The organism is Nocardia asteroides (genome assembly GCF_900637185.1).
GTDB lineage: Bacteria > Actinomycetota > Actinomycetes > Mycobacteriales > Mycobacteriaceae > Nocardia > Nocardia asteroides.
This window is the reverse complement of sequence record NZ_LR134352.1, coordinates 3,993,758-4,018,333: the sequence shown is the minus strand read 5'-3', so window position 1 is coordinate 4,018,333 and position 24,576 is coordinate 3,993,758. Positions and strand designations below refer to the sequence as shown.

Annotated in this window: 22 protein-coding genes and 1 pseudogene; 21 read left to right on the top strand and 2 right to left on the bottom strand. The window is 70.4% G+C overall.

The window, feature by feature from the left end; all coding sequences use genetic code 11:
- Position 1 precedes the first annotated feature (1 nt).
- The 10 genes from EL493_RS18835 to EL493_RS18795 all read left to right on the top strand — a co-directional run bounded on the left by EL493_RS18835 (position 2) and on the right by EL493_RS18795 (position 9,977).
- Entirely contained in the window at positions 2 to 1,390 is a 1,389-nt protein-coding gene (locus EL493_RS18835; protein ID WP_019046864.1) for a hypothetical protein, read from the top strand.
- Positions 1,391 to 1,439: 49 nt separating this feature from the next.
- Positions 1,440 to 1,595 (top strand): hypothetical protein, encoded by a 156-nt coding sequence (locus tag EL493_RS32420; RefSeq protein ID WP_167686201.1) that lies wholly within the window; start codon positions 1,440 to 1,442, stop codon positions 1,593 to 1,595.
- Between the two features lie 93 nt (positions 1,596 to 1,688).
- Positions 1,689 to 2,429: an IclR family transcriptional regulator gene (locus EL493_RS18830; protein ID WP_019046862.1), complete on the top strand. Its 741-nt coding sequence runs from the start codon at positions 1,689 to 1,691 to the stop codon at positions 2,427 to 2,429.
- A gap of 313 nt (positions 2,430 to 2,742) precedes the next feature.
- Positions 2,743 to 3,825 carry an ABC transporter substrate-binding protein gene (locus tag EL493_RS18825; protein WP_019046861.1) on the top strand — a complete coding sequence of 361 codons (1,083 nt, stop codon included), beginning with the start codon at positions 2,743 to 2,745 and terminating at the stop codon, positions 3,823 to 3,825.
- Complete coding sequence (locus EL493_RS18820) at positions 3,822 to 4,670, top strand: ABC transporter ATP-binding protein (RefSeq protein WP_019046860.1); 849 nt, start codon at positions 3,822 to 3,824, stop codon at positions 4,668 to 4,670. Before EL493_RS18825 ends, EL493_RS18820 begins: the two co-directional genes overlap by 4 nt.
- Positions 4,663 to 5,559: an ABC transporter permease gene (locus tag EL493_RS18815; protein ID WP_019046859.1), complete on the top strand. Its 897-nt coding sequence runs from the start codon at positions 4,663 to 4,665 to the stop codon at positions 5,557 to 5,559. The genes EL493_RS18820 and EL493_RS18815 overlap by 8 nt, the downstream gene beginning before the upstream one ends.
- Positions 5,560 to 5,574: 15 nt before the next feature.
- On the top strand, positions 5,575 to 6,915 hold the full coding sequence (locus EL493_RS18810) for an LLM class flavin-dependent oxidoreductase (RefSeq protein ID WP_019046858.1): 1,341 nt from the start codon (positions 5,575 to 5,577) through the stop codon (positions 6,913 to 6,915).
- 106 nt (positions 6,916 to 7,021) lie between these two features.
- On the top strand, positions 7,022 to 7,957 hold the full coding sequence (locus EL493_RS18805) for a TauD/TfdA dioxygenase family protein (RefSeq protein WP_019046857.1): 936 nt from the start codon (positions 7,022 to 7,024) through the stop codon (positions 7,955 to 7,957).
- 95 nt (positions 7,958 to 8,052) lie between these two features.
- The gene (locus EL493_RS18800; RefSeq protein WP_019046856.1) at positions 8,053 to 9,642 is read left to right on the top strand and encodes an FAD-dependent oxidoreductase; all 1,590 of its coding nucleotides are present in this window, start codon (positions 8,053 to 8,055) and stop codon (positions 9,640 to 9,642) included.
- Complete coding sequence (locus EL493_RS18795; protein ID WP_022566952.1) at positions 9,639 to 9,977, top strand: 4Fe-4S dicluster domain-containing protein; 339 nt, start codon at positions 9,639 to 9,641, stop codon at positions 9,975 to 9,977. Before EL493_RS18800 ends, EL493_RS18795 begins: the two co-directional genes overlap by 4 nt.
- On the opposite strand, the gene EL493_RS18790 is transcribed toward EL493_RS18795, so the two are convergent.
- On the bottom strand, positions 9,967 to 10,674 hold the full coding sequence (locus EL493_RS18790; protein ID WP_126405773.1) for a 2'-5' RNA ligase family protein: 708 nt from the start codon (positions 10,672 to 10,674) through the stop codon (positions 9,967 to 9,969). The genes EL493_RS18795 and EL493_RS18790 overlap by 11 nt on opposite strands.
- Before the next feature lie 274 nt (positions 10,675 to 10,948).
- Between EL493_RS18790 and EL493_RS18785 the strand changes: the two genes are divergently transcribed.
- Entirely contained in the window at positions 10,949 to 11,290 is a 342-nt protein-coding gene (locus EL493_RS18785; protein WP_019046853.1) for an LSm family protein, read from the top strand.
- A gap of 39 nt (positions 11,291 to 11,329) precedes the next feature.
- On the opposite strand, the gene EL493_RS18780 is transcribed toward EL493_RS18785, so the two are convergent.
- Positions 11,330 to 11,701, bottom strand: coding sequence for a YybH family protein (locus tag EL493_RS18780; protein ID WP_019046852.1), 372 nt, complete (start codon positions 11,699 to 11,701; stop codon positions 11,330 to 11,332).
- A 420-nt stretch (positions 11,702 to 12,121) separates the two neighbouring features.
- Here EL493_RS18780 and EL493_RS18775 point away from each other — a divergent pair, with 420 nt between their 5' ends.
- From EL493_RS18775 to EL493_RS18730, 10 genes and pseudogenes are all read left to right on the top strand, one after another.
- On the top strand, positions 12,122 to 12,658 hold the full coding sequence (locus EL493_RS18775) for a hypothetical protein (RefSeq protein WP_019046850.1): 537 nt from the start codon (positions 12,122 to 12,124) through the stop codon (positions 12,656 to 12,658).
- Positions 12,659 to 12,673: 15 nt separating this feature from the next.
- Complete coding sequence (locus tag EL493_RS18770) at positions 12,674 to 14,278, top strand: MFS transporter (RefSeq protein WP_019046849.1); 1,605 nt, start codon at positions 12,674 to 12,676, stop codon at positions 14,276 to 14,278.
- Positions 14,279 to 14,351: 73 nt separating this feature from the next.
- The gene (locus EL493_RS18765) at positions 14,352 to 16,193 is read left to right on the top strand and encodes a glycoside hydrolase family 15 protein (RefSeq protein ID WP_019046848.1); all 1,842 of its coding nucleotides are present in this window, start codon (positions 14,352 to 14,354) and stop codon (positions 16,191 to 16,193) included.
- A gap of 138 nt (positions 16,194 to 16,331) precedes the next feature.
- Entirely contained in the window at positions 16,332 to 16,757 is a 426-nt protein-coding gene (locus tag EL493_RS18760; RefSeq protein ID WP_022566955.1) for a DUF7144 family membrane protein, read from the top strand.
- 49 nt (positions 16,758 to 16,806) lie between these two features.
- Positions 16,807 to 18,113: pseudogene (locus tag EL493_RS18755) on the top strand (diacylglycerol/lipid kinase family protein).
- 378 nt (positions 18,114 to 18,491) lie between these two features.
- Entirely contained in the window at positions 18,492 to 19,916 is a 1,425-nt protein-coding gene (locus tag EL493_RS18750; RefSeq protein WP_019046845.1) for a condensation domain-containing protein, read from the top strand.
- A 4-nt stretch (positions 19,917 to 19,920) separates the two neighbouring features.
- Positions 19,921 to 21,291, top strand: a complete 1,371-nt coding sequence (locus EL493_RS18745) for a glycosyltransferase (protein ID WP_019046844.1) — start codon at positions 19,921 to 19,923, stop codon at positions 21,289 to 21,291.
- The gene (locus EL493_RS18740; RefSeq protein ID WP_019046843.1) at positions 21,288 to 22,232 is read left to right on the top strand and encodes a daunorubicin resistance protein DrrA family ABC transporter ATP-binding protein; all 945 of its coding nucleotides are present in this window, start codon (positions 21,288 to 21,290) and stop codon (positions 22,230 to 22,232) included. Before EL493_RS18745 ends, EL493_RS18740 begins: the two co-directional genes overlap by 4 nt.
- A gap of 20 nt (positions 22,233 to 22,252) precedes the next feature.
- Complete coding sequence (locus tag EL493_RS18735; protein ID WP_019046842.1) at positions 22,253 to 23,077, top strand: ABC transporter permease; 825 nt, start codon at positions 22,253 to 22,255, stop codon at positions 23,075 to 23,077.
- Between the two features lie 10 nt (positions 23,078 to 23,087).
- Entirely contained in the window at positions 23,088 to 24,467 is a 1,380-nt protein-coding gene (locus tag EL493_RS18730; protein ID WP_019046841.1) for a hypothetical protein, read from the top strand.
- Positions 24,468 to 24,576: the final 109 nt, after the last annotated feature.

The window sequence follows — 24,576 nt, the reverse complement described above, 5'->3', positions numbered from 1 at the left end:
GATGACCGTCACCTCTCCCGACCTCGCGGCCGTCGCCGCCGGACCGGCCGGCCTCAACCGGATCACCGCCGACGACGACCTGTTCTTCAAACTGCACAGCCTGTACCCGAACGCACTCGTCAACCAGCTCGCCTACCGCTTCGACGAGCAGCTCGATCCCGATCTGCTGCGCCGCTGGCACGCGCATCTGGCGACGGGATTCATCGCCCGCCGGGTCCGCACCACCCGGTTCCCGATCGCGCGGGCGCACTGGGAGCCTGCCACCGAGTCGCTGCCGCTGATCTGGTCGCCCACGCCGCTGGCCGACGACGAGGTGCTGGACTGGTTCCTGGAGCAGGCCGCGGTGGAGTTCGATCCCGAACGCGGGCTGGTGTGGCAGCTCGCCGGCGCGCACACCCGTTCCGGCGGCACGGTGGTCACCCTGGTCGCCTCGCACGTGGCCTGTGACGGCGGCGGCATGATGCACGCCATCGTCGACTCGCTGGACCGGCTCAACCGGGGTGAGGCGCCCGACCGGGCCGCCAGCGCGGGCAAACTCGTCGGTCCGGTGGCCACCACCGGCCGCCTCGCCGCCGACTTCGCCGACGCCCGTGGCCAGCTGCGGGCGGTGGCGCGCGGCGTCCGCGCCGCCCGCCGCGCCCGTGGCCTCAGCGAACCGACTCGCAATCCCCGTCCGGCGCAACCACGGCTGCCGCACGCGCAGACCTGGCAGGCCGCCGAGACGATCGTCCAGCTCGACCTGGCCGAATGGGACGCCGTCGCCGGCGCCCACGGCGGCACCACCAACGGCCTGCTCATCGGTGTCGCGGTGGGACTGCTGGGCCGCAGCGGCCGGGTGGCCGACGGCGCCGACGTGCGCGTGGACATCCCGCATTCGATGCGGGTGGCCGACGATCCGCGCGCCAACGCCACCACCGGCCTGCCGATCAGCGTCACCTACCGGGCCGGGTCCAGGGCGGATCTGCCCGCGGTCCGCGCCGCCCTCAAGGCCGCGGGTATCGCCTACGCCAACCCTGAGACCATTCCGCCGATCCAGCATCTGCAGCCGGTACAGATGCTGCTGCCCAAGGTGGTCCTGCACAAATTCGCCCGCACCGCCAAGGCACCGGAGTGCCTGTGCACCAATATGGGTCGCACCGCCCAGAACATCGCGGTGCTCGGCACCCACCGAGCCCGCGACGTGGTGATGCGCCCGGTGGTCAATCCCGGGCCGGTGGAGTTGTTCCGGCAGGTGGAGGTGGGTGTGAACCTGGCGTTCTCCTGCGACGACGACACCGTCACCCTGGTGGTCACCGGCGGTGATCCCGACCGGTTCCCCACCCGGACCGCCCTGCAGGAACTGCTCGCCGCCGAGTTCGCCGACTGGGGCCTGAGCCCGCGGTTCTGGTGACCGGCCGCCCACGGCCCGTCCCGATGACTATCGTGGAGCCGTGGGCATCATGGGCGAGCTGTTTCCGAGCCAGAAGCTGCGGCACGACGGCAGCGAGACCGGCGACGGCCAGGACCACCGCCCGCGCCTGGACGTGGACCTCGACGCGGGCGTGATCCGCCTCTCCGGGCCGTCCGATCCCGCGTCCGCGGCCGAGCGCGCCTGAGCGGCCCGAATTCCGCTACCGCTGCGCGGAAGCATTGCGCCTGGTCACGGCGTTGGCGATAGTTCTCGGCACGTCGTCGAGAGGGAGGCCGCCATGACCGCCACCGAAGCCCCGCGATCCGGTGCCCAAGCTGTCGATCGCGCGGTGCACGTGCTCAACTGCTTCCACGGCGGTGATCCCGAGTTGTCGCTGAGCGAGCTGGCTCAGCGTTCCGGTCTGCCGGTGAGCACCACGTTCCGGCTCGCGCAGGCCCTGGTCCGGGGCAGGCTGCTGGAGCAGGACGCGAGCACCGATCGCTACCGGATCGGGCACGGACTGGCCTGCCTGGCGCGCCCCGCGCTCTCGCGCCTCGGCCTCGACGCCGCCGCCCCGCACCTGTACGCGCTGGCCGCCGGTATCAAGATCACGGTCAGTCTCAGCGTGGCCGATGCGGACGACGCGCTCACCGTCTTCCAGGCGCGGCCACCGGTATCGTTCTGCCACAACCAGATTCCCTCCGAGCGCAGGCCCTTGCGGTCCAGCGCCGTCGGCCACGCGCTGCTCGCGCACGCTCCGGCCAGGGCCGAACTCGGCAACGGGGAACTGTTCGACACGATCCGCAGGCGCGGATTCGCGGTCGAGGAGATCGACAGCGAGGAACCGATCCGGGCGGTCGCCGTCCCGGTGCTCGGCCCGGACCGGCAGGTCTGGGGCGCGCTCGGCGTCCAGGCCCGCGCGATCCGGCTGGATCGCGAACTGGTCCGGGCCGTGGTGTCCGCGATGCATCAGATCGCGGTGCGGATCGGCCCCTATTTCCACACCGCCGCCGCTGGTACCGAATTCGGCGCACCATGATTTCCACGATGCGGAATCACCGTTGCCGAGCCGATATCCCCCGGCGCACTATGGAATTCGATGCGGCCCCCACTCCGCCGCACAGGTAACGAAAGTCTGCTCATGAAAGAATCCCCCGCGCTCGTCCGCCGCCGTACGGTGGACCTGATGCGCCTGTCGCCCGGATTCTGTCGCCGCTGACCGCGCGGCAGCCTCGCGCGCTGCCGATTCCCCTTCTCGTATTTCCCGGTCATCCGTTCGCGCGGATCGTCGCGGCGTGCGCCATTCCCGGCCCGCCGCGTGCTGCCGCGTGCCGTCGAAAGAATTCCGAATCATGTTGTCCACCCTCTTCCGACGACGTCCGCTGCGGGCGTTCGCCGCCGCGCTCGTCGTTCCCGCCGCCCTCGCGGTGGTCACCGCCTGCGGCGCCGGCGAGGCGCCCACCACCGCCGACGGCAAGACCGTGCTGCGCTATCAGGGCCAGACCGGCCTGGTCACCACCGTCGAACTCGCCGAGAACCTGGGCTATTTCGAGAAGGTCAGCCTGCGCTGGGAAGGCGATACCACCAGCGGGCCCGCCAATATCCAGGCCGCGGCCACCAAGCAGATCGAATTCGGCAGCGCGTTCAACGGCGCGGTCGTCAAACTGGCGGCGGGCGGCGCGCCGGTGCAGGCGGTGCTGAGCTCCTACGGCTCCGACGCCAAGTCCTACACCGGCTATTTCATCCGTGAGGATGCCGGGATCACCACCGCCCGCGACCTGATCGGCAAGAAAGTGGGCGTCAACACCCTGGGCGCGCACCACGAATTCGTCACCAGGGAATGGCTGCACCAGCAGGGCCTGACCGAGGCGGAGATCAAGCAGGTCCAGCTGATCGTGGTGCCGCCGGTGAATACCGAGGAGGCGTTGCGCAGCGGCCAGATCGATGTGGGCGCACTGGGCGGTGTGTATCGCGAGACGGCGGTGCCGCGCGGTGGGCTGCGTCCGCTGTTCACCGACAAGGACATCTTCGGTGAATTCGATTACGGCACCTATGTCTTCCGGAAGGACTTCATCGCCTCGAATCCCGCGGCGGTCAAGGATTTCGTGCAGGGCACCGCGCGTGCCACCCGGTGGCTGCAGATCACCCCGCGCGAGGAGGTGGTCGCGAAATTCGCCCAGATCATCAACCAGCGCGGCCGGAACGAGAACCTGAAGCTGCTCGACTACTGGCGCAGCTCCGGCATTCCGGTGCCGGGCGCGGTGATCGCCGACCGGGAGATCCAGATCTGGATCGACTGGCTCGAACGCAACGGCGAGCTGCCCAAGGGCAAGATCGCGGCCGGTGACCTGTTCACCAACAAGGACAACCCCTACGCCAACGGCACCTACCCGCCCGCGAGCGGCCCGACCGGAGAGGTCGTGGCGGCGAAATGAGCGACACCGCAACCAAACTCGCCCTGCGTGGGGTCGGTAAACAGTTCACGGTGCGGGGCGCCGCCGAGAAGTTCACCGCCATCGACGACATCAGCATCGAGGTCGGCGCCGGGGAATTCCTGGTCCTGGTCGGCCCCAGCGGTTCGGGCAAGTCCACGCTGCTCGACCTGCTCGGCGGCCTGAGTACGCCCAGCTCGGGGCAGATCCTGCTCGACGGCGCGCCCGTCACCGGGCCGGGCCTGGACCGCGGCGTGGTGTTCCAGCAGTACGCGCTGCTGCCGTGGCGCACCGCCCGCGCCAACATCCAGTTCGGGCTCGAAGCCAAGGGTGTGCCGCGCAGGGAACGCAAGGCCATCGCCGATCACTATCTCGAACTGGTGGGGCTGGCCGGCTTCGGCGACCGGTACCCGCACGAACTGTCCGGCGGCATGAAGCAGCGCGTCGCCATCGCCCGCAGCCTGGCCTTCGATCCGGAGGTGCTGCTGATGGACGAGCCGTTCGCCGCGCTCGACGCCCAGACCAGGGAGTCGCTACAGGACGAACTGCTGCGCATCTGGCGCACCACGGGCAAGACCATCCTGTTCATCACCCACGGCATCGACGAGGCGGTGTACCTGGGCCAGCGGGTCGCGGTGCTCACCTCGCGCCCGGGCCGGGTCAAGGCCGTCATCGATATCGAGATCGACCGCGACGGCGACACCGATGTGCGTTCCAGCGAGCAGTTCCGCGACTACCGCCACCGTATCTGGACCGAACTGCAGAGCGAGGTGAGCCGGGCTCAGCAGCTCGAGCTCGCCACCGACGACAGCACCGCCGCCACCGACAGGAGTCCCGCCCATGTCTAGCGCAGTCCCCCTGCTGGTCCGCCCCACCGAGCTCGCCGCGACACCGGCGGCACCGCCCGACACCGCCGCGCCGCCACGGCCCGCGATCCCCGCCGGCCTCACCCGGGCCGCGCGGGCGACGGGGGCCGCCACGATCCGGATCATCAAACCGCTGCTCGCCTTCGCGCTGCTGCTGGGCGCCTGGGAGGTGGCACCACGGCTCGGTCTCGTCGACGAGGTGTTCCTGCCACCGTTCTCGGTGGTGGTGCAGGCCTTCGCCGAGCTCACCGCCAACGGTCAACTGGGCGAACACATCTCGGCCAGTCTCACCCGCTCGGTCACCGGTTTCTCCTTCGCGCTGGTGCTGGCGGTGCCGCTGGGCATCGCCATCGCCTGGTACAAGCCGGTATCGGACTTCCTCAATCCGGTGCTCGAGCTGTTCCGCAACACCGCCGCCCTGGCGTTGCTTCCGGTGTTCGTGCTGATCCTCGGCATCGGCGAGACCTCGAAGATCGCGCTGATCGGCTACGCGACCTTCTTCCCGATCCTGCTCAACACCATCACCGGCGTCCGCACCGTCGACCCGCTGCTGGTGAAATCCGCGATCTCGCTGGGGTTCTCCCCGATCCGGCTGTTCCAGAAGGTCATCTTGCCCGCGGCGGTGCCCTCGATCTTCACCGGGATCCGGATGGCCGCGGCCGGCTCGATCCTGGTGCTGATCGCCGCGGAGATGGTCGGTGCCAGGGCCGGTCTCGGCTACCTGATCACCGCGGCCCAGCAGAACTTCCAGATCCCGCAGATGTACGCGGGCATCGTGGCGATCTCGCTGATCGGCCTCGGTTTCAACTTCGCCCTCGTCGCGCTGGAGCGCCGCCTGTCCCGGTGGCGTACCTCGGCCACCGACGCCTGACCAGGAGATCCATCCATGTCCCGCAGGACTTTTCATCTCAACGCCTTCCTGATGGGCGTCGGTCACCACGAGGCGGCCTGGCGTCACCCGCGCACCGACGCGCACCGGGTGCTCGATGTGCGCCACTTCCAGGAGGTGGCCCGCATCGCCGAACGGGGCAAGCTGGACTCGGTGTTCTTCGCCGACACCCTCGCCGTGGGCCCGCGCATCGAACGCAACACCCTGGCGGTGTTCGAACCGGTGACCCTGCTGTCGGCGATCGCGGCCGTCACCGAGCGGATCGGCCTGATCGCCACCGCCTCGACCAGCTACAACGAGCCGTTCAACCTCGCCCGCAAGTTCGCCTCGCTCGACCACATCAGCGGGGGCAGGGCGGGCTGGAACATCGTCACCTCCGGCACCGTCGACGAGGCCTGCAACTTCGGCCTCGACGCGATCCCCGAGCATGCCCGGCGCTACGAGCGCGCCGCGGAATTCGTGGACGTGGCGCTCGCCCTGTGGGACAGCTGGGAGTCCGAGGCGATCGTGCTCGACACCGAGGCCGGGGTCTTCGCCGATCCGTCCCGGGTGCACACCCTCGACTACGCCGGTGAGCGGTTCCGGGTACGGGGTCCGCTGAACTCCCCGCGCGGGCCGCAGGGCAGGCCGCTGCTGGTGCAGGCCGGTTCGTCGGAGTCGGGCAAGGAATTCGCCGCGCAGCGCGCCGAGGCCGTGTTCACCGCGCAGCGCACCGTCGAGGAAGGGGTGCGCTTCGCCCGTGACCTCAAGTCCCGGCTGGCGAAATACGGTCGTGGCGAACACGAACTGAAGGTGCTGCCCGGGCTGGTGCCGTTCATCGCCGACACCGCCGAGCAGGCCAGGGCGCTGGAGCAGGAGTTCACCGACCTGATCTCCCCGGATTACGCGCTGCGTCAGCTCTCGTCCATGCTCGGTGTCGACCTCACCGCGCACGCGCTCGACGCCCCGCTGCCGCCGCTGCCCGCCGAGAGCGAGATCGAGGGCGGCAAGAGCCGGTTCACGCTGGTCAAGGAACTGGCCGAGACCGAGGACCTCACGGTGCGCCAGCTCATCGGCAAGCTCGGCGGCGGCCGTGGTCACCGCACCTTCGCCGGTACTCCCGAGCAGGTGGCCGACGAGCTGCAGACCTGGTTCGAGGCGGGCGCGGCCGACGGGTTCAACATCATGCCGCCGTACCTGCCGGGCGGGCTCGAGGTCTTCGTCGACCGGGTGGTGCCGATCCTGCAGGAGCGTGGCCTGTTCCGCACCGACTACGAATCCACCACACTGCGTGGCCATTACGGCCTCGACCCGGTGGAAAGCCAGTTCGCACCGCAGGATTCGCGAGCCAGCGCCTGATGTTCGCCCGCAGGCTCGACATCGCCCTGATGCGGGTGGTGAGCAGTTCCTGTCCGGACCGGCACGACACCTCCCCCACGCCCGGCCGTCACGAAGGACCACCATCATGACCACCATCGAAAACCCCCGTACCGCGACCGCACTGGACATCGTCCCGGTCGCGGGGCACATCGGCGCCGAGGTCACCGGCGTCGACCTGCGCACCGAACTCACCGACGCCCAGGTCGCCGAGATCACCGACGCCCTGCACCGGCACAAGGTGCTGTTCTTCCGCGATCAGGAGATCGGCCACGCCGAGCAGATCGCCTTCTCCCGCCGCTTCGGCGCGGTCACCCCGTCGCATCCCTACGACGACGACGCGCCCACCGAGCACCCGGAGATCCTGGCCGTGGACAGCAGGCTCTACGAGAAGCGCTTCGGCCGCAAGAAGTTCAGCTACACCAATCAGTGGCACACCGACGTGTCGCCACTGATCAACCCGCCCGCCGCCTCCATCCTGCGAGCCGAGATCGCGCCCGAGCGCGGCGGCGACACCCAGTGGACCAATCTGGCCGCCGCCTATGCCGGGCTGCCGGAGTCGCTGCGCACCTTCCTCGACGGCCTGCGCGCCGAGCACCGCTTCGGCGGCCGGATCCCGCCGTGGGAGGCCGACAGCGACTACGCCCGCAAGGTCGCGGCGGCGCCGCTGGTCACCGAGCACCCGGTGGTGCGGGTGCACCCGGTGACCGGTGAGCGGGTGCTGTTCGTCAACCCGGGCTTCACCACCCGCATCCTGGGCTTGACCCCGCCGCAGAGCGAGGCACTGCTGAAGCTGCTCTACGACGAGATCTCGCACCCCTCCTACACCGTCCGGTTCCGGTGGGCGAAGGGCAGCATCGCGTTCTGGGACAACCGCGCCACCGCGCACCTGGCCCCCAGCGATCTGGACCACCTCGACGTCACCCGGGTGCTGTACCGCACCACGCTCGAGGGTGACATCCCCGTCGGTGTCGACGGGGCGCCGTCGACACCGGTGGCGGGCGAGAAGTTCACCGGCGCGTGAGCGAGCCTCCGGTGCCCGGCTCGCGGGCCGGGCACCGGAGCCGCGCGTCCATTCCCGCCCGCGTGTCGGGCCGCACGAACACAGGAGCAACCGCCATGAGTACCCCCTGGCACACCGAGACCGACGTCCTCGTCATCGGCGGCGGGCCCGCCGCGTCCTGGGCCGCGATCCACGCGCGGGAAGCGGGCGCGGAGGTGATCCTCGTCGACAAGGGCTACTGCGGAACCAGCGGCGCCACCGCGCCCTCGGGCACCGGCGTCTGGTACGTCGCGCCCGAGGCGACCGCCCGCGCCAACGCCAAGGCCACCAGGGAAGCACTCGGCGGCTTCCTGGCCGACCACTACTGGATGGACCGCGTCCTCGACCAGACCTACACCAACATGAACCGGCTCGCCGTGGAAGGCCGCTACCCCTTCCCGGTCGACGCCGCGACCGGCGAACCGATGCGGACCGGAGTGCAGGGGCCGGAGTACATGCGCCGGATGCGCGCCTGGCTCACCCGGATCGGCGTGCGGATCCACGACCACTCCCCGGCGCTCGAACTGCTCGTCGACGACGCGGGTGCCGTGCGCGGCGCCGCGGGCTATCAGCGTCAGCTGGACCGCGACTACCGGATCACCGCCGGTGCCGTCGTGCTGGCGACCGGCGGCTGCGCGTTCCTGTCCAAGGCACTCGGCACGAATGTCGACACCGGCGACGGCGCCCTGATGGCCGCCGAGGCGGGCGCGCGGTTCTCCGGCATGGAGTTCTCCAACGCCTACGCCATCGTGCCCAAGGGCTCGACCATCACCAAGACCGCCTACTACGGCTACGCCACCTTCTTCGGCGAGGACGGTCGCGTGCTCGAGGACGCCGGCTCGACCAAGGGCCGCTCGGTGATCGCGCGAACACTGCGACAGGAGAAGGTGTTCGCGCAGCTCGACCGGGCCGACGCGACGGTGCAGGCGCAGATGCGGCTGGGCCAGCCCAACTTCTTCCTCCAGTTCGACCGCCGCGGCATCGACCCGTTCACCCAGCGCTTCGAGATCGACCTGCTCGCGGAGGGGACCGTGCGCGGCACCGGCGGGCTCGACATCGTCGACGACGAGTGCGCCACCACGGTGCCCGGCCTGTTCGCCGCGGGCGACGCGGCGACGCGGGAACGCATCTGCGGCGGCTTCACCGGCGGCGGCAGTCACAATGCCGCCTGGGCGATGTCGTCGGGCAGCTGGGCGGGCGCAGGCGCCGCGCGCTACGCACGCGCCGCCGGGCGGGCCACCGCGGCGGCCGGCGCGGGCCGGGTGGGGTTGCGGCCCACCGGTTCCGGTGCGCTCACCGCCGACGAGGTGGTGGCCGCCGCGCAGGCCGAGCTGATCCCGTTCGACAAGAACTACCTGCGCCACGGCGACCGGCTGCGTCCCGCGCTGGCCCGCCTCGACGAGCTGTGGGCCGCGGCAGCCGACGGGCTGGGCGGGTGCACCGGGCCCGAGCGGGTCAAGGCCAGGCAGGCCGCGGCGATCACCGCCGTCGGCAGGCTCATGTACCGGTCGACTTTGTCGCGCACCGAAACCCGGGGCATGAGCAAACGCGCCGACCACCCCGACGCCGATCCGGCCCAGCATCATCATGTGCTCTCGGGCGGCCTCGACCAGGTGTGGACGGGCACGGCCGTGGCCAGGAACTCCGGGCTGGCGGTGGCGTCGTGATCGAACTGCTGCGCGCCCAGGACTGCATCGGCTGCGACAAGTGCGTGCTGGCCTGCCCGACCAATGTGTTCGACCGCACCGACAGCGGAATCCCGGTCATCGCCAGGCAATCCGACTGCCAGACGTGCTTCATGTGCGAGGCCTACTGCCCCACCGACGCCCTCTACGTGGCGCCGGATTCCACGCCGCTGCCCGCCACCGCGGCGGTGCCGGTCGAGCACATCGGCCGGTACCGGGAGAAACTCGGCTGGGGCCACGGCCGTACGGCGGGCGCGCGGGTCGCGGTGGGACCGCGCCTCCCGCACGGCACCCCGCCGCCGCGGCTCACCCCCTGAGCCGGCTCGTCTCCCGCGGCCGGGGCAGTGCGCCGAACAGCGGATCGTCGTAGACCGTGGGTTCGACGACGGGGTCGGGCACCCGCAGCAGCTCGTGAGTGCTGACCTCGTCCCAGTCGTATCGCCCCGCCTCGCACTGCAATTCGACCAGCGATACAGCCGAGACGGTGTCGTCGAGGGTGAAGTCGGTGAAACCATCGGCGGCGAAAGCGGTTTCGGCCTCCGCCACCGGGGTCGGCCGGGTGGCGTGTGCCAGCGTCAGGAAGGGCCGCAGCGGTTCACCGAAGTCGGGAATCCGCTCCCGGATCCAGATGTCGGTGAGCGAATCGGTGAGATCGGCACGGACGGAGAGCAATTCGTCGGGGATCGTGACCGGCAGGCGCACGGCGTCGGCCACGATCCGTGGCGCACCGAAGCTCAGCTGGAACGGCGCGTGCCCGGCCAACCGGTCTCGCGCGCCGACCACGAGCGCCGCCAGGTGCACGCCTTTCACCCCGTCGGCGAACCCGATCCCCTGCACGCCGATCCGCAAGCGCCCGGCGTCGACCGCCTCGAACCCGGCCAGCCGGCCCAGGGTCGGCGCGAAGATCTCGACCAGTTTGTCGGCGATCGGCTGGGTCGGCGCCAGCTGCCATTCGTAGAACGATCGTCCCGGTGTCCACCCCGGCCGCCACCACCAGCGGCTGGTAACAGTCATCTCGCCCGCGATCATGGTCCCACCTCCCGATCTCCGCCGCCGCCCCCAGCGACCGTCCGGTTGACCGGCAGACCTGTCCGTCAGCGACAGATCCGGCGAGGTCACCCCGACGTACCGGACACGATCGGCACCCGATGCTGCGATGCCGGTTACCTCTCAGCGACGGTATTACCCGATGTGGCCGACCCGCAACACGGCGAGACCGTTCCGTTGCACCTTCGATCCCGAGTCCACTCCTGGGTCCCGACCGGCTCGCGCGCACTAGACTGACGACATGCCTGTTCGTCGGCTGATCGCGCTGTCCGCTTTCGCCCTCCTGTTGCCCCTCGCCGCCACCGCTTGCACCATGACCGGGCCCGGCACCACCTCCGAGTGCACGGTCGGCGGCTGCACCGTCACCTTCGATCGCGGGGTGGACGCGAAGGCCTCGGTCCTCGGGATCGAGGCGCAGCTCGTGGCCGTCAACGGCGACGTGGTGACCCTGAGCGTCGGTGGCCAGCAGATCACCGTGCCGGTCGGGCAGTCGCAGGCGTCCAACGGGACGGACGTGCGGGTCAGCGAGGTCACCCCGGACAAGGTCGTCGTCGTGTTCTCGACGGGCCTCACCCAGAACTGAGCGGGTGCCGCGAAAACCGCGGCACCGCAACGACTCTCCTCAGCCGAGGACGTTCGGCTGATCCAGGATCCACCGCCAGCTGCCGTCGGGCTGCCGACGCGCCACCTCGACGGTCGCGCCGGTCCCGCCGGGTAGCCGCGACGAGGTCAGCGCCAGGTCACCGGCCCGCAAGGCCGGGGCCTGCGCGCCGGGCTGGAACACCGGGCGATCGGCGATCAGCCGGGTGTAGGCCGCCCGGATCTCCTCGATCCCGGTGGCCACCACGCCGTCGGGCAGCGCCAGCACCGCCTCGGATTCGTACAACTCGACCAGGCCGTCCACGTCACCGGCGTTGAGCCGCTCGACCACCAACCGGCTCAGATCCTCCGGACGCCGCGCTCGTTCCCGCACACGTTCGACACTGTCGGTCATCGTCACCCTCCTCGACATGGGCTGTGCGCCAACGGTAACGCCGGGGTACGACACGCTCGACCGCGTGCGGACCCCCGACAGCGCGAAACCCCCGGACCCGACGGGGTTCCAGGGGTTTCGCGGGTTCAGCTCAGACGATCACAGCGGCGGGAAACCCGCCGAGCCGGTCGCCATCCAGTTCCAGAAACCGGCGGCACGGTTGACCAGCAGGGCAATGACATCGAGGGCAGTGCTTCCCATCAAGCTTTCCTAACATTCGACAGCAAACCCAGGAGCGGCGAAACAGCCGCTCCTGGCGTGCAAACTACACGACCCGGCCCCTCGCGCGGCACCGCAGCCCGGCGCACGGCGCGCATATAGTGAGGTAGCACCCCTGACCGGGGTGCGCACAGTGTCAGCTGACGAACACTGCGAGGCCCGATGGAAGGCTCGACGCACGAAATGCTGCACCGGCCCCTGTTCTCCCGGGGTGCCCCGCTCGACCGCCGCAACGCCGCGGGCCGGATCAGCGCCTACATCTACGGCAACATCCTGATCCTGGCCGCGTTGATCCCGGTCTCACCGTCGAACGACGATGTCGGCATCCTCGTGGTCCTCGGCACCGCGCTGTCGACGTTCATCGCCCACGTGTTCGCCGAAGGTGTCGGCCGGTCGGTGCGTGAGGCTTCGGCCGTGACCCGTGCGCAGCGGTTCGCGGACCTGCGCGATTCGCTGCCCATCCTCAGTTCGGCGGTCATGCCGTGCGCGATCCTCGCGGCCGCCGGGTTCGGCTGGCTCGAACCCCGCACCGCCCAGATCCTGGCCGAGGTGGCGATGCTGCTGCGGATCGCCGGGATCGTGTTCGTCATCCGCCGGCTCGAGGGCAGGCGACCCGATCGTTCGACCCTGCTCGGCGCGATCGCGCTGGGCTGTGCCGCCACCACCGTGGTGGCGGTCAAAGTCGCCTTGACCCACTGACCTCGAGGAGACCGGATGTCGGCACCGCCGGTGAAGTCGAAAGCGCTCGTCCTGACGGTGCTGGCCTCAGGACAGTTCCTCATGACGCTCGACAGTTCCGTGATGAACGTGTCCATGGCCACCGTCGCCCAGGATCTGGGCACCACGATCACCGGTATCCAGACCGCGATCACGCTCTACACGCTGGTCATGGCCTCGCTGATGATCACCGGCGGCAAGATCGGCGCCATCGTCGGCAGGCGCCGGGTGTTCGGGATCGGGCTGGTCGTGTACGGCGTCGGGTCGTTCGTGACCGGGCTCGCGCCGAATCTGCCGGTGCTGCTGCTGGGCTGGTCGCTGCTCGAGGGCATCGGCGCGGCCCTGATCATGCCCGCGATCGTGTCGCTGGTGGCGGGCAACTTCCCGCCCGAACGCCGCGCGGCCGCCTATGGCATCGTCGCGGCCGCGGGCGCCATCGCCGTGGCCGTCGGCCCCCTGCTCGGCGGCGCTGTGACCACCTTCGCGTCGTGGCGCTACGTCTTCTTCGGCGAGGTCGTGATCGTGGTGGCCATCCTGCTGGTGCTGCGCCGGGTCGAGGACGCGCCCGCCGAGCGGGTGCGGCTGGATCTGGTCGGGTCGCTGCTGTCGGTCGTCGGGCTCGGCGCGATCGTGTTCGCGGTGTTGCGGTCGAGCGAGTGGGGCTGGGTGCGGCCCGCGGCGGGCGAGCCCGCCCTGTTCGGCCTGTCCGCGGTGTTCTGGCTGCTGATCGGCGGCCTGCTCACGCTGTACCTGTTCCTGCGCAGGCAGGCCTATCTGGTGGAACGGGGACAGGATCCGCTGGTGGATCCGGCGTTGTTGCGCAACCGGCAACTGGTCGGCGGCGCGAGCATGTTCTTCGCGCAGTTCGCCGTGCAGGCCGGGGTGTTCTTCTCGGTACCGCTGTTCCTGTCGGTGGTGCTCGATCTCAGCGCGGTCGAGACCGGCGTGCGGATCCTGCCGCTGTCGGTGGCGCTGGTGCTGGCCGCGGCGGGCATCCCGAAGTTCCTGCCGCGGGCCAACCCGCGCCGTGTCGTGCGGGTGGGGTTGCTCGCCATGATCGTGGGCGTGCTGATCCTGGCAGCGGGCATGGATCCGGGCGCCAACGCCGGTGTCGTCTCGATTCCGATGCTGCTGATGGGACTGGGCCTGGGCGCCTTGGCTTCCCAGCTCGGTGCCGTCACCGTGTCCGCGGTCCCGGACTCCCGCAGCTCCGAGGTCGGCGGACTGCAGAACACCGCGACCACGCTGGGCGCGTCGCTGGGGACCGCGCTGATCGGGTCGATCCTGATCTCCACGCTCACCACCTCGGTGCTGGCCGGCATCGAGAACAATCCGTCGGTGCCCGCCTCGGTGCAGCAGCAGGCCACCACCGATCTGGCAGGCGGGGTGCCGTTCCTGTCGGACGCCCAGCTCGACGACGCGCTCGATCAGGCAGGCATCGACGGCAGTACCGCGGACGCCATCGTCGCCGTCAACTCCGATTCGCGGCTGGAGGCGCTGCAGGTCGCCTTCGCCGTCACCGCGGTGCTCGCGATCCTCGCGCTGTTCGGCACGGGCCTGATCCCGCGCAAACCCGTCGCGGGAATCACCCCTTCCGGGTGAGGCCGGGCCGCCCGGTCGCTGCTTTGCTGAAGGCAGCCGACCGCAGGGGCGGCCTGCGACGGGAGGAACCCGCGTGAACGCCTACCCACCGATCGACGAGCACGGCATCGTCGGTGATCTGCAGACCGCGGCGCTGGTTTCCGCCGCGGGCACGATCGACTGGTGGTGCGCGCCACGTTTCGACTCCCCGAGTGTCTTCGCGTCGCTGCTCGACAGCGAGAAGGGCGGGCACTGCTCGATCGCGGTCGACACCTCCCACCAGGTGACCGTGCGCCAGCTGTACATGCCCGACACCGCCATCCTGGTCACCCGGTTCTGCGGACCCGACGGGGTGGGCGAGGTCGCCGACTTCATGGTGCCGATCACCGGCGGCGACCCGGTCGACCGGCATCGCCTCGTCCGCGTGGCGCGGGTGGTGCGCGGCAGTCTGCGATTCGCCCTGGAGTGCCGCCCCCGGTTCGACTACGCGCGCGCCACCCACACCCTGGACCGGGTCGACGAACGCACCGCCGTCTTCCGTTCTCCCGACGCCGATCTCCACCTCCAGACCACCGACCCGATCGCACTGCACACCGACGGCGTGGACAGCGTCGCGCACTTCACCCTCGCCGCGGGTGAACGCGCCGCGGTGGTGCTCACCACCGCCGCCCCGGGCGCCTCGGTCGCGAGCGCGCCGACCTGGCATGCCATCGCGGACGAATTCGAGCGGTGCCGCACGTTCTGGCAGACGTGGTTGCGGGCCTCGACCTACCGCGGCCGCTGGCGCGACATGGTCAACCGTTCCGCGATCACCCTCAAGCTGCTCACCTATGCCCCGACCGGCGCGCCCATCGCCGCGGCCACCATGGGACTGCCCGAACAGATCGGGGGCGAACGCAACTGGGACTACCGCTACACCTGGATCCGGGACGCCTCGCTGTCGGTGCGCGCGCTGATGGACCTCGGCTTCACCGAGGAGGCCTACGCGTTCCGCCAGTGGCTGCGCGCCCGCGTCGAGGCGGGCGGGACGGCGTCCGGTGAGCCGCTGCAGATCATGTACCGAATCGACGGCGACCCGAACCTCGAGGAAGTGGTGCTGGACCATCTGTCGGGATACCGGAATTCGGCGCCGGTGCGCCTCGGCAACGGCGCCGCCGATCAGATCCAGCTCGACATCTACGGCGAGGCGGCCGATGCCCTGGCCCAGTCCACCGACATGGCCGCCATCGGCGGCTGGCAAACTCTCGCCGGGATCGTCGACTGGCTCGCCGACCATTGGGACCGCCCGGACGAAGGGATCTGGGAAACCCGCGGCGGCCGTCAGGAATTCACCTACAGCAGGCTGATGACCTGGGTGGCCTTCGACCGCGCCATCCGGCTGGCCACCGAGTACGCCCGCCCGGCCGACCTGGCCCGCTGGACCGCCGAACGCGACGCGGTCTTCCGCCAGATCGTCACCCGCGGCTGGAGCGAGAAGCGCCAGGCCTTCGTCCAGCACTACGCCACCGATGTGCTCGACGCCTCGCTGCTGCTCATGCCCCGCATGGGTTTCCTGTCACCGACCGACCCGATGTGGCTGAGCACGCTCGACGCGATGGATCACGAACTCGTCAGCGACAGCCTGGTCTACCGCTACGACCCGGCGGCCTCGCCCGACGGGCTGCGCGGCACCGAGGGCACGTTCAACCTGTGCAGCTTCCTCTACGTCGAGGCGCTGGCCCGCACCGGGCGCGTGCAGCAGGCCCGCTACGCCTTCGACAAGATGCTCACCTACGCCAACCACGTGGGGCTGTTCGCCGAGGAGATCGGCCCCTCCGGTGAGCAATTGGGCAATTTCCCGCAGGCGTTCACGCATCTGGCCGTCATCGCCGCCGCCCTGGCGCTGGACGAAGAACTCGATCGCGCCGAATCCCGGCCACCGACTGCCAGAGGCTGATCCAGCGGCCCTCGATTTCTTGTTTGGAGGATACAATTTCGGTAAACTCTGATCGGCTTTCGACAATTTCGACCACCGGCCGAATTCTCCGCGCAACGATTCGCGACCGGCGGCCCTCAGCACTGCGAGGAGTCGAGCATGACCACATCCACGGGGCGCCATGTCTCCCCCGAAGAAGAACCATTTCAGCGGCAAGCCGTCGCGGAGGGAATATCCGTCACGGCCGCGTGCATGCTTCTCATCCTGGCCACGGTCTCCGTGCTGCAGGGCATCGCCGCCCTGCGCGACGACGAAATATATGTCGCCGGGGTCGAATACATCTATCAGTTCGACACGACGACCTGGGGCTGGATCCATGTCGTGCTCGGCGGCATCGCCTTGATCTGCGGTGTGGGTCTGGTGCTGGGATCGACGTGGGGCCGGTATGCCGCGGTGGGCATCGCCGCGCTGGTGATCGTCGCGAATTTCCTGTCCCTGCCCTACTATCCGGCCTGGTCGATCATCATCATCGGGCTCAGCGTGGTGATCATCTGGGCCGTCACCGCCTGGCATCCGCAACGCTGAGGCCACGATGGTGGCCGGCGCGCGCCGCGCGAGCTGAGCGGCGAGCCGGATGACCAGCGGCGAATCCGGCCCGCGGCTGCGGTGCTGGGCCGCCAGGGCGGCCTTCCTGTTCGCGGCCATGACCGCGCTGATCCCGGTGCTGTTCGCGGGGTGGTGGGGACCCTCGGCGTACTGATCATCGGCACCGGCGGCGTGGTGGTGACCGTGGCGGCGCTGTACTGGTTTCTGACCAGATACGGCGTCCTGCGCTGGGTGTCGCTCGGTATCGCGGTGCTCGCGCCGATCTTCGTGGTGGTCGTCTTCGTGCGCGCCCGCCTGCTGTGGGTGGTGCTGCTGACCGCGGCGCTGGCCGTGCTGGCGGTCGGCGCCGCACGCGTCGCCCTGCGCACCCGGCACCGGCGCACCGCGATCGAACTGCCCGCCACTCCGGTGCGCCGACCGTTCCTGATCATGAATCCGCGCTCGGGCGGCGGGAAGGTCGGCAAGTTCGATCTGCACCGCAAGGCCGTGGAACTCGGTGCCGAGGTGGTGCTGCTGGAAGGCTCGGTCGATGTCGAGGAGCTGGCCAGGCAGGCCGTCGTGCGGGGTGCCGACCTGCTCGGCGTGGCGGGCGGTGACGGCACCCAGGCGCTGGTGGCTGCCGTCGCGGCCGAACACCGGCTGCCGTTCCTGGTGATCAGCGCGGGCACGCGCAATCACTTCGCGATGGACCTCGGCCTGGATCGCGACGACCCCGCCACCTGCCTGGACGCGCTGCGTGACGGCGTGGAGCTACGCGTCGATCTCGGCCGGATCAACGGGCGACCGTTCGTCAACAACGCCTCCTTCGGCGTCTACGCCGAGATCGTGCGCAGTCCCGCCTATCGCGACGACAAGACCGCGACGGTGCTGCGCCTGCTGCCCGATCTGCTGGCCGGGCACACCGGCAACCGGCTCGTCGCGCGCATCGACGGCACCACGGTCACCTCGCCACAGGCGATCCTGGTGAGCAACAACCCCTACGGCACCAGTGATCTCGCCGGGCTCAGCCGCCGGGAACGCCTCGATCGCGGCACGCTCGGCGCGGTCACCGTCTCCGTCTCGAACACTCGCGAAGCCGTCGGGCTGATCTACCGGACCCGCAGCCGGGGCCTGACGCAGCAGAACGCCCCCGAGGTCACGGTCGACGCGGACGCGGACCGGATCCCGGTCGGCGTCGACGGCGAATCGCTGCAATTGGACACCCCGGTGCGCTGCGTGATCGAACCCGGCGCGCTGCGCGTACGCGTGCCCCGGGCCAGACCGGGCACCCCGCCCGCCGCTCCCGCGATCGATTGGCTGCGCCTGCGCGACCTCGCGGTGCGCGGCGCCGGGTGAACAGCCGGGAAACACCACCGGACCAGCCTTCTCCCGGTTTGTGACGACGCCGACAGTGCGCCCGCCCACCGGGTGAACAAAACACCGGCGGACATCACGGCGCGCCGATGGTTCCATCCGAAACGTTCTGTGCGCCAGCGCCAATCCACCGCACGGCACCGCGCCGACCGGGCGCCCAATTTTGTTCAGCAATTTTCGTGACGGCGATCACAGGAATGATTTCCGGCGCGCGGGATATAGCATCTAATCCGCCGAGGCTTCCCGGAATATCCGCCGTCGAAGTTCCAGAGCATCAGTGGTGACACATCGACGTGCCCCTTTCTTTCGAATCCGTCTTCCGCCGCTTCGGCATGTATTCGTCACGAGGTGAACCGGGCCATGGAATACACCCACCTGTCCGAATTCGAGATCCGTCCCGGATTGTTGTCGATCTGGACTCCCACCCTGTCGGCGGATGCCTGGCATTCCGACGACCGGCCGCTGACCAGTGTCCACGCCGGCTACTGCGCCGGTGTCGACCCGGCCGATCCGCAGCCGGGCCGGGGCCGCTGGATCGGCACCGTCTTCGAGATGGACGCCGCGCTGGATCACCACGCCTGGCGGGAAACGCTGCGACGCTGGCACGCCAGGCACGAGGGGCTGCGCACCACGGTGCGCACCGGACCGGCCGGCGAGCCGGGCAGACTGGTCGCGGCGGCCGACGCGGTCGGGATCACCGAACAGCGGGTCGAGGGTCTCACCGACGGTGCCGACATCAACGAATTCCTGCGGGGCGTACTGGAATTGCGCCTGTCGCCACTGGTCTGGCCGCATCTGCTGGCCGCGACCGTCGAGCATCCGGCGACCGGCGATTTCACCGTGCTGATCGGCGCCGACCATTCGGTGATGGACGCCTATTCCCAGGCCATTCTCATTCTCGAACTGCGTGCCCTCTACCGCGAGGTGCTGGCCGGTGAGCCGGCCCGGGAGTCGGCGACCTTCGGCAGTCCCGCCGATTTCGCGGTGCTGGAGCGCGCCGCGGCGGCCGAACTCTGCCCCGACGCGCCCGCGGTGGCGACCTGGCGGGACTTCCTCGCCGGTGGCGACGGCACCATGCCGTGCTTCGCACCGCACGCGCTGCGCGCGGTCTCCGACGATCGGCCGCAGCCGAGTGTGTCGCGGCGGGTACTCACCCTCGCCGAGCTCGAGCGCGTGGAGGCGGTGCTGGACCAGGTGCGCCACCGGATGTCGGTGGCCGTGTTCGCCGCGCTGGCGCTGGCGCAGCGGCAGCGGTTCGGGACGGAGCGGATGCGGACCGTGATGCCGATCGCGACCAGGCCGGATCTGCGCTGGCTGGAGTCGATGGGCTGGTTCGTCAATGTCGTTCCGGTCGACATCGCCGTGGGCCCAGCGGCCGGAATGCCGGAGGCCCTGGAGAGCGCGCGGACCGCGTTGCGCCGCGCGCGCACGGCCAACGACGCGTCCTGGTCGCGCGTGCTGGACATCCTGGGCATCGCGGAGACGCCGCGCTTCGGCATCTCCTTCCTCGACATCCGGGTGCTGCCCGGCTACGAACTGGTCGCCGACCTGCGGGGCCGGACGCTGCGCGCCGAGTCGTACTCCCCCGACGAGGTGTTCCTGTGGGTGGTGCGGGCCGCCGACGGCCTGTACGTGTCCACCCGGTATCCTGCGGGCCTGCCCGCCGAGGTGATGGACGAGTTCCTCACCGCGTTCGGAACGGCGCTGTCCTCGATCACCGCGACCATCCGGGACGAGGTGGCCGCGCCCGCCTCCGCGTCCGCACCGGTCGCGCAGGCGGTGTGAGCCGATGCGGGCACTGTTGGCTTTCACCGGCAGCCGGGGCGACGCCCAGCCCGGCATCCTGCTCGCGCGCGCCCTGCGCGCACGGGGCCACGAGGTGACCCTGGCGCTGGCCCCGAATCTGGTCGGATTCGCCACCGGGCACGGGATCGCCGCTGTCCCGTTCGGCCGCGACAGCGCCGAACTGCTGGCCGCGCAACGCACCGATCCGCGCTTCGGCTCCCGTGATCCGCGCGCCCGGCTGCGCGCCGTCGTCGACCTGCAACGCCGTGGTGTGTCCGAGATGCTGGCCGACCTGCGGTCGCTCGTGCCGGGTCACGATGTCGTGGTGGCCGGGATGGCCGGTGAGGAGGCCGCCGCGGCGGTGGCCGGGGAGGCGGGGTTGCCGTTCGCGGCGCTGCACTTCTTCCCGATCCAGCCGACGACGGTCGTGCCGGTCGTGCCCGCACCGTGGGCGGACGCGATTCCCGGCGTGGTGAACCGCGTGGCATGGTCGGCTTTGGCCCGGGCCAGGGCAGGCGCGCTGGCTCCGGTGCTACCCGCCGGTCGCCCCACGCCGTACACCCGCATCCAAGCCTACGAGCCCGAGCTGTTTCCCGGTCTCGACGCCGAGATCGACGGGCCGTTCACCGGATTCCCGATCGATGTCGACGGATTGTTCACCGCCACAGCGGATTCCGCACTCCCGCCCGTGCGCCCGGAACGACACCGCGGTCACCCCGGCCCTGAAACACCGGCCGGCGGGGATTCGCTGCCGGCCGGACGTCGCCAGGCCGACGCGTCGGCGGTCGGCACGGAGGCGCACGGCCCCAGTTCGTCGGCACTGCACCGCTGGCTGGCCGACGGTTCGGCGCCGATCTACGTCGGCTTCGGGTCGATGGATGTCGGCGATCCGGCGGAGTTCACCGCCATGCTCCGCGCCGTCTGCGCCCGCCGGAACCGGCGACTGCTGCTGGCGTCGGGCTGGGCCGCGATCGCTCCGGAAATCGACGCCGAGGTGGCCATCGTCGACCAGGTCGACCACACCACCGTATTGCCGCGCTGTGTGGCGGCAGTGCACCACGGCGGCGCAGGCACCACGGCCGCCGCACTGAGAGCCGGAGTGCCACAGGTGATCTGCTCGGTGCAGGCCGATCAGCCGTACTGGGGTCAGGCGCTGCGGCGTCTCGGCCTGGCGGCGACGCTTCCGGCACGCGGACTCACCGGTCCACGCCTGGACGCCGCACTCGACCGGATCTCGACGCCCGCGGTCCGCCGCCGCAGCGCGGAGTACGCCGCCATGTTCCGCACCGACGGTGTCGCCCGCGCGGCCGACGCCGTGGCAGCACTGATTGCACACCGTTCCGAACTCGTCCATATCGCAGGGAGATCGGCATGAGCACCGATATCGCCATCCGCACCCAGGGACTGGGCAAGTCCTATGGTGACTTCACCGCCGTCGGCGCCGTCGACCTGACCGTGGCCGCGGGCACCGTCTTCGCCCTGCTCGGCCCCAACGGGGCGGGCAAGACCACCACGGTCCGCATGCTGGCCACCCTGGTCCGCCCGGATCGGGGCAGTGCGCGGATCTTCGGCTACGACATCGCCCGCGACGCGACCGCCGTCCGGTCGATGATCGGCCTCACCGGCCAGTACGCCTCCGTCGACGAAACCCTCACCGCGGGAGAGAATCTGCGCCTGTTCGGGCGGCTGCTGGGGCTGTCCCGGCGGGAGGCGGCCGCGCGCAGCGCCGAGTTGCTCGAGGAGTTCGAGCTGACCGCGGTCACCGATCGTCCGGTCGGCCAGTTCTCCGGTGGCATGCGCCGGCGGCTGGACCTGGCGGCGACGCTCATCACCGACCCACCACTGATCTTCCTCGACGAACCGACCACCGGGCTGGACCCGCACACCCGGGATCGGATGTGGGGCATCATCCGCAAGCTCGTCGCGCGCGGCGCCACCGTCCTGCTGACCACCCAGTACCTCGAGGAAGCCGACGCGCTCGCCGACCGGATCGCGGTGATCGACCGGGGCCGGATCGTCGCCGAAGGCACCGCGGGCGAACTCAAGTCGTCGGTCGGCGAGCAGGTGCTGCGGCTGGAACTCGCCGATATCGCCCAGTCGGCGCACGCGGAGTCCCTCGTCGCCGACCTCACCGGCGAAGTCCCCAAGGGGTCATCGGCGGGCACGCTGACCGTCGCGCTGGCCGACGCCAGCGTCGCCGCCGACATCGTCGCGGCCTGCCGGGCCGCCGGAATCCCGCTGCGCGGCTTCGCCGTCGACCGCCCCGACCTGAACGAGGTCTTCCTCGCCCTCACCGGCACCGCCCGCGCCGCCTGATCACGGAAACCGAGACCACCATGACCGTCACCACCGTCGCGCGCCCCGCGCCGCCCATGATCGACCGCCGTCCCCGCGTCACCCAGGTGCGTCTGCGGGCGTCCCTGACCCAGTCGCTTCTGATGGCGTGGCGTGGACTGCTCACCTTCCGGCACAGCCCCCAGCTGCTCTACGACGCCCTGCTGCTGCCCATCGTGGGACCGCTGCTGTTCGGCAGCATCTTCGGCACCGCCATCGCCGGCAGCACCGAGGCGTACCTGCCGATCCTGATTCCGGGCGTGCTGGTGCAGATCGTGCTGACCTCGTCGGTGGCGACCGGCGTGCAGCTGTCCGAGGACATCCGGTCGGGAGTGTTCGACCGTTTCGTCGCCATGCCGATCGCCCGCTCGGCGCCGGTGGCGGGCGCGCTGCTGGCCGGGGCGACCCGCTATGTGATCGCCGCGACGACCGTGGTGATCGTGGGCTTCGCGATGGGCTACCGGCCCGCGCATCCGGTGGGCTTCCTGGCCGGTGCGGTGCTGGTGGTGCTGGCCACCACCGCGATCAGCTGGCTGTTCGCGTTCATCGGCGTCACCGTGTCCCGCCCGGCGGCGGTGCAGGGGATGTCGATGCTGGTGCTGACCTTCCTCAGCTTCGCCTCCAACGCGCTGGTGCCCGAGGAGTCCATGCCGACCTGGCTCGGGTACGTGTCCGACTACAACCCGGTCTCGTACCTGGTGTCGGCGGTCCGCGCCCTCGCCGAGAACGGGGTGCTCGGCGCCGACGCGGTCTGGTCGGTGGTGGCTTCGCTGGTCGTCGTCGCCGTGTTCGCTCCCCTGACCGTCCGCACCCTGCGCGCCCGCTGAGGAGGCACCCATGACGCTCACCGTCCCCACTCCGACCACCGTCCGGGCCGCCGCGGTCAACCGGCTCACCGCCGACGACGACCTGTTCCTGAAACTGCACAGCCTCTACGGCAATGCCCTCGTCAACCAGCTCGCCTGGCGATTCGACGAACCCCTCGACCGCGCACTGCTCGACCGCTTCCACGCCCACCTCGCCCACGGCTTCCTCGCCCGGCGCGTGCACGGCACCCGCATCCCGTTCGCCCGCCCGTACTGGCTGCCCGCGACAGCGGCGCACCCCTTGGGCTGGGACTCGGCGCCCGTCGCCGAGGACGAAATTCTGGACTGGTTCTTCGCTCAGAGCCGGGTGGATTTCGACCCCGCGACCGGGCTGGTGTGGCGGCTGTCCGCGGCACCGACCGCCGCGGGCGGCACGCTGGTGTCGCTGGTGACCTCGCATGTGGCCTCCGACGGCGGCGCCGTGCTGTTCGCCGTCGGTGACGCCCTGGATCGACTGACGCGCGGCGAGGAACCCGACCGGACCGCGAGCAGCGGCAGCCTGGTCGGCCGCCCACCGCGAAACACGCTGCGCGCGAACCTCTCCGACGCCGTGGCCCAGATGCGCGCGGTGGCGCACGGCATCCGGGCCGCCATCGCGGCCCGCGCGGTCAGCGAACCGGGGCGCACACCCCGCCCGGTGACTCCCCCGCTGCCGCTCCCCGACCGCTGGTCGCCACCGGACGCCGTGGTGCGGCTGGACCTGCACGAATGGAATGCCGTGGCCGCACGCCATTCCGGCACCACCAACGGCCTGCTGGTCGCGCTCGGCGCGGGCCTGCTCGGCCGCAGCGGACGAGTCGGCGAGATCGCCGACATCCGCGTCGACATCCCCCAATCGCTGCGCACCACAGGCGATCCTCGCGCCAACGCCACCACCGGCCTGCCGATCTCGGTCCACTTCGACAGCACCGCCCGCGTCGATCTCGCCGCCGTCCGCACCGCCGTCAAACGCGCCGCCCTCGCCTACCGCGACCCGGCCACCACCCCGGCACTACAACACCTCCAGCCACTCCAGATGGTGCTCCCCCGCCCCGTCCTGCGCTTCTTCGCCCGCACCGCCAAGGCCCCGGAATGCCTGTGCACCAACCTCGGCGAGACCGCCCAGAACGTCGCCGAGATCGGCGGCCACCGCGCCACTGCGGTCCTCATGCGCCCGGTCGTCTGCACCAACGACACCGAGATGTTCCGCCGCGTGGAGGTAGGCGTCAACCTGTCCTTCTGCACCGACGGCCACACCGTCACCCTGGCCGTCACCGCCGCCGACCCGGACCGCTTTCCCACCCGCGCAGCCCTGCGCTCGGTTCTCACCGCCGAGTTCGGCTTCTGGGGCCTGACTCCCCACTTCTGGTGAAGACCCGACTCGACGACCGCACCTTCACCGACCAGGCCGACAACCCGACGCGCGTCAGGAGCGGTGCCATGCTGTTACAGCACCACCCACAACGGATTCGCTCTCCGGG

Coding starts and splice junctions, on each gene's coding strand:
- EL493_RS18835 (WP_019046864.1), top strand. CDS start 2: ATGACCGTCACCTCTCCCGACCTCGCGGCCGTCGCCGCCGGACCGGCC.
- EL493_RS32420 (WP_167686201.1), top strand. CDS start 1,440: ATGGGCGAGCTGTTTCCGAGCCAGAAGCTGCGGCACGACGGCAGCGAG.
- EL493_RS18830 (WP_019046862.1), top strand. CDS start 1,689: ATGACCGCCACCGAAGCCCCGCGATCCGGTGCCCAAGCTGTCGATCGC.
- EL493_RS18825 (WP_019046861.1), top strand. CDS start 2,743: ATGTTGTCCACCCTCTTCCGACGACGTCCGCTGCGGGCGTTCGCCGCC.
- EL493_RS18820 (WP_019046860.1), top strand. CDS start 3,822: ATGAGCGACACCGCAACCAAACTCGCCCTGCGTGGGGTCGGTAAACAG.
- EL493_RS18815 (WP_019046859.1), top strand. CDS start 4,663: ATGTCTAGCGCAGTCCCCCTGCTGGTCCGCCCCACCGAGCTCGCCGCG.
- EL493_RS18810 (WP_019046858.1), top strand. CDS start 5,575: ATGTCCCGCAGGACTTTTCATCTCAACGCCTTCCTGATGGGCGTCGGT.
- EL493_RS18805 (WP_019046857.1), top strand. CDS start 7,022: ATGACCACCATCGAAAACCCCCGTACCGCGACCGCACTGGACATCGTC.
- EL493_RS18800 (WP_019046856.1), top strand. CDS start 8,053: ATGAGTACCCCCTGGCACACCGAGACCGACGTCCTCGTCATCGGCGGC.
- EL493_RS18790 (WP_126405773.1), bottom strand. CDS start 10,674: ATGACTGTTACCAGCCGCTGGTGGTGGCGGCCGGGGTGGACACCGGGA.
- EL493_RS18785 (WP_019046853.1), top strand. CDS start 10,949: ATGCCTGTTCGTCGGCTGATCGCGCTGTCCGCTTTCGCCCTCCTGTTG.
- EL493_RS18780 (WP_019046852.1), bottom strand. CDS start 11,701: ATGACCGACAGTGTCGAACGTGTGCGGGAACGAGCGCGGCGTCCGGAG.
- EL493_RS18775 (WP_019046850.1), top strand. CDS start 12,122: ATGGAAGGCTCGACGCACGAAATGCTGCACCGGCCCCTGTTCTCCCGG.
- EL493_RS18770 (WP_019046849.1), top strand. CDS start 12,674: ATGTCGGCACCGCCGGTGAAGTCGAAAGCGCTCGTCCTGACGGTGCTG.
- EL493_RS18760 (WP_022566955.1), top strand. CDS start 16,332: ATGACCACATCCACGGGGCGCCATGTCTCCCCCGAAGAAGAACCATTT.
- EL493_RS18750 (WP_019046845.1), top strand. CDS start 18,492: ATGGAATACACCCACCTGTCCGAATTCGAGATCCGTCCCGGATTGTTG.
- EL493_RS18745 (WP_019046844.1), top strand. CDS start 19,921: ATGCGGGCACTGTTGGCTTTCACCGGCAGCCGGGGCGACGCCCAGCCC.
- EL493_RS18740 (WP_019046843.1), top strand. CDS start 21,288: ATGAGCACCGATATCGCCATCCGCACCCAGGGACTGGGCAAGTCCTAT.
- EL493_RS18735 (WP_019046842.1), top strand. CDS start 22,253: ATGACCGTCACCACCGTCGCGCGCCCCGCGCCGCCCATGATCGACCGC.
- EL493_RS18730 (WP_019046841.1), top strand. CDS start 23,088: ATGACGCTCACCGTCCCCACTCCGACCACCGTCCGGGCCGCCGCGGTC.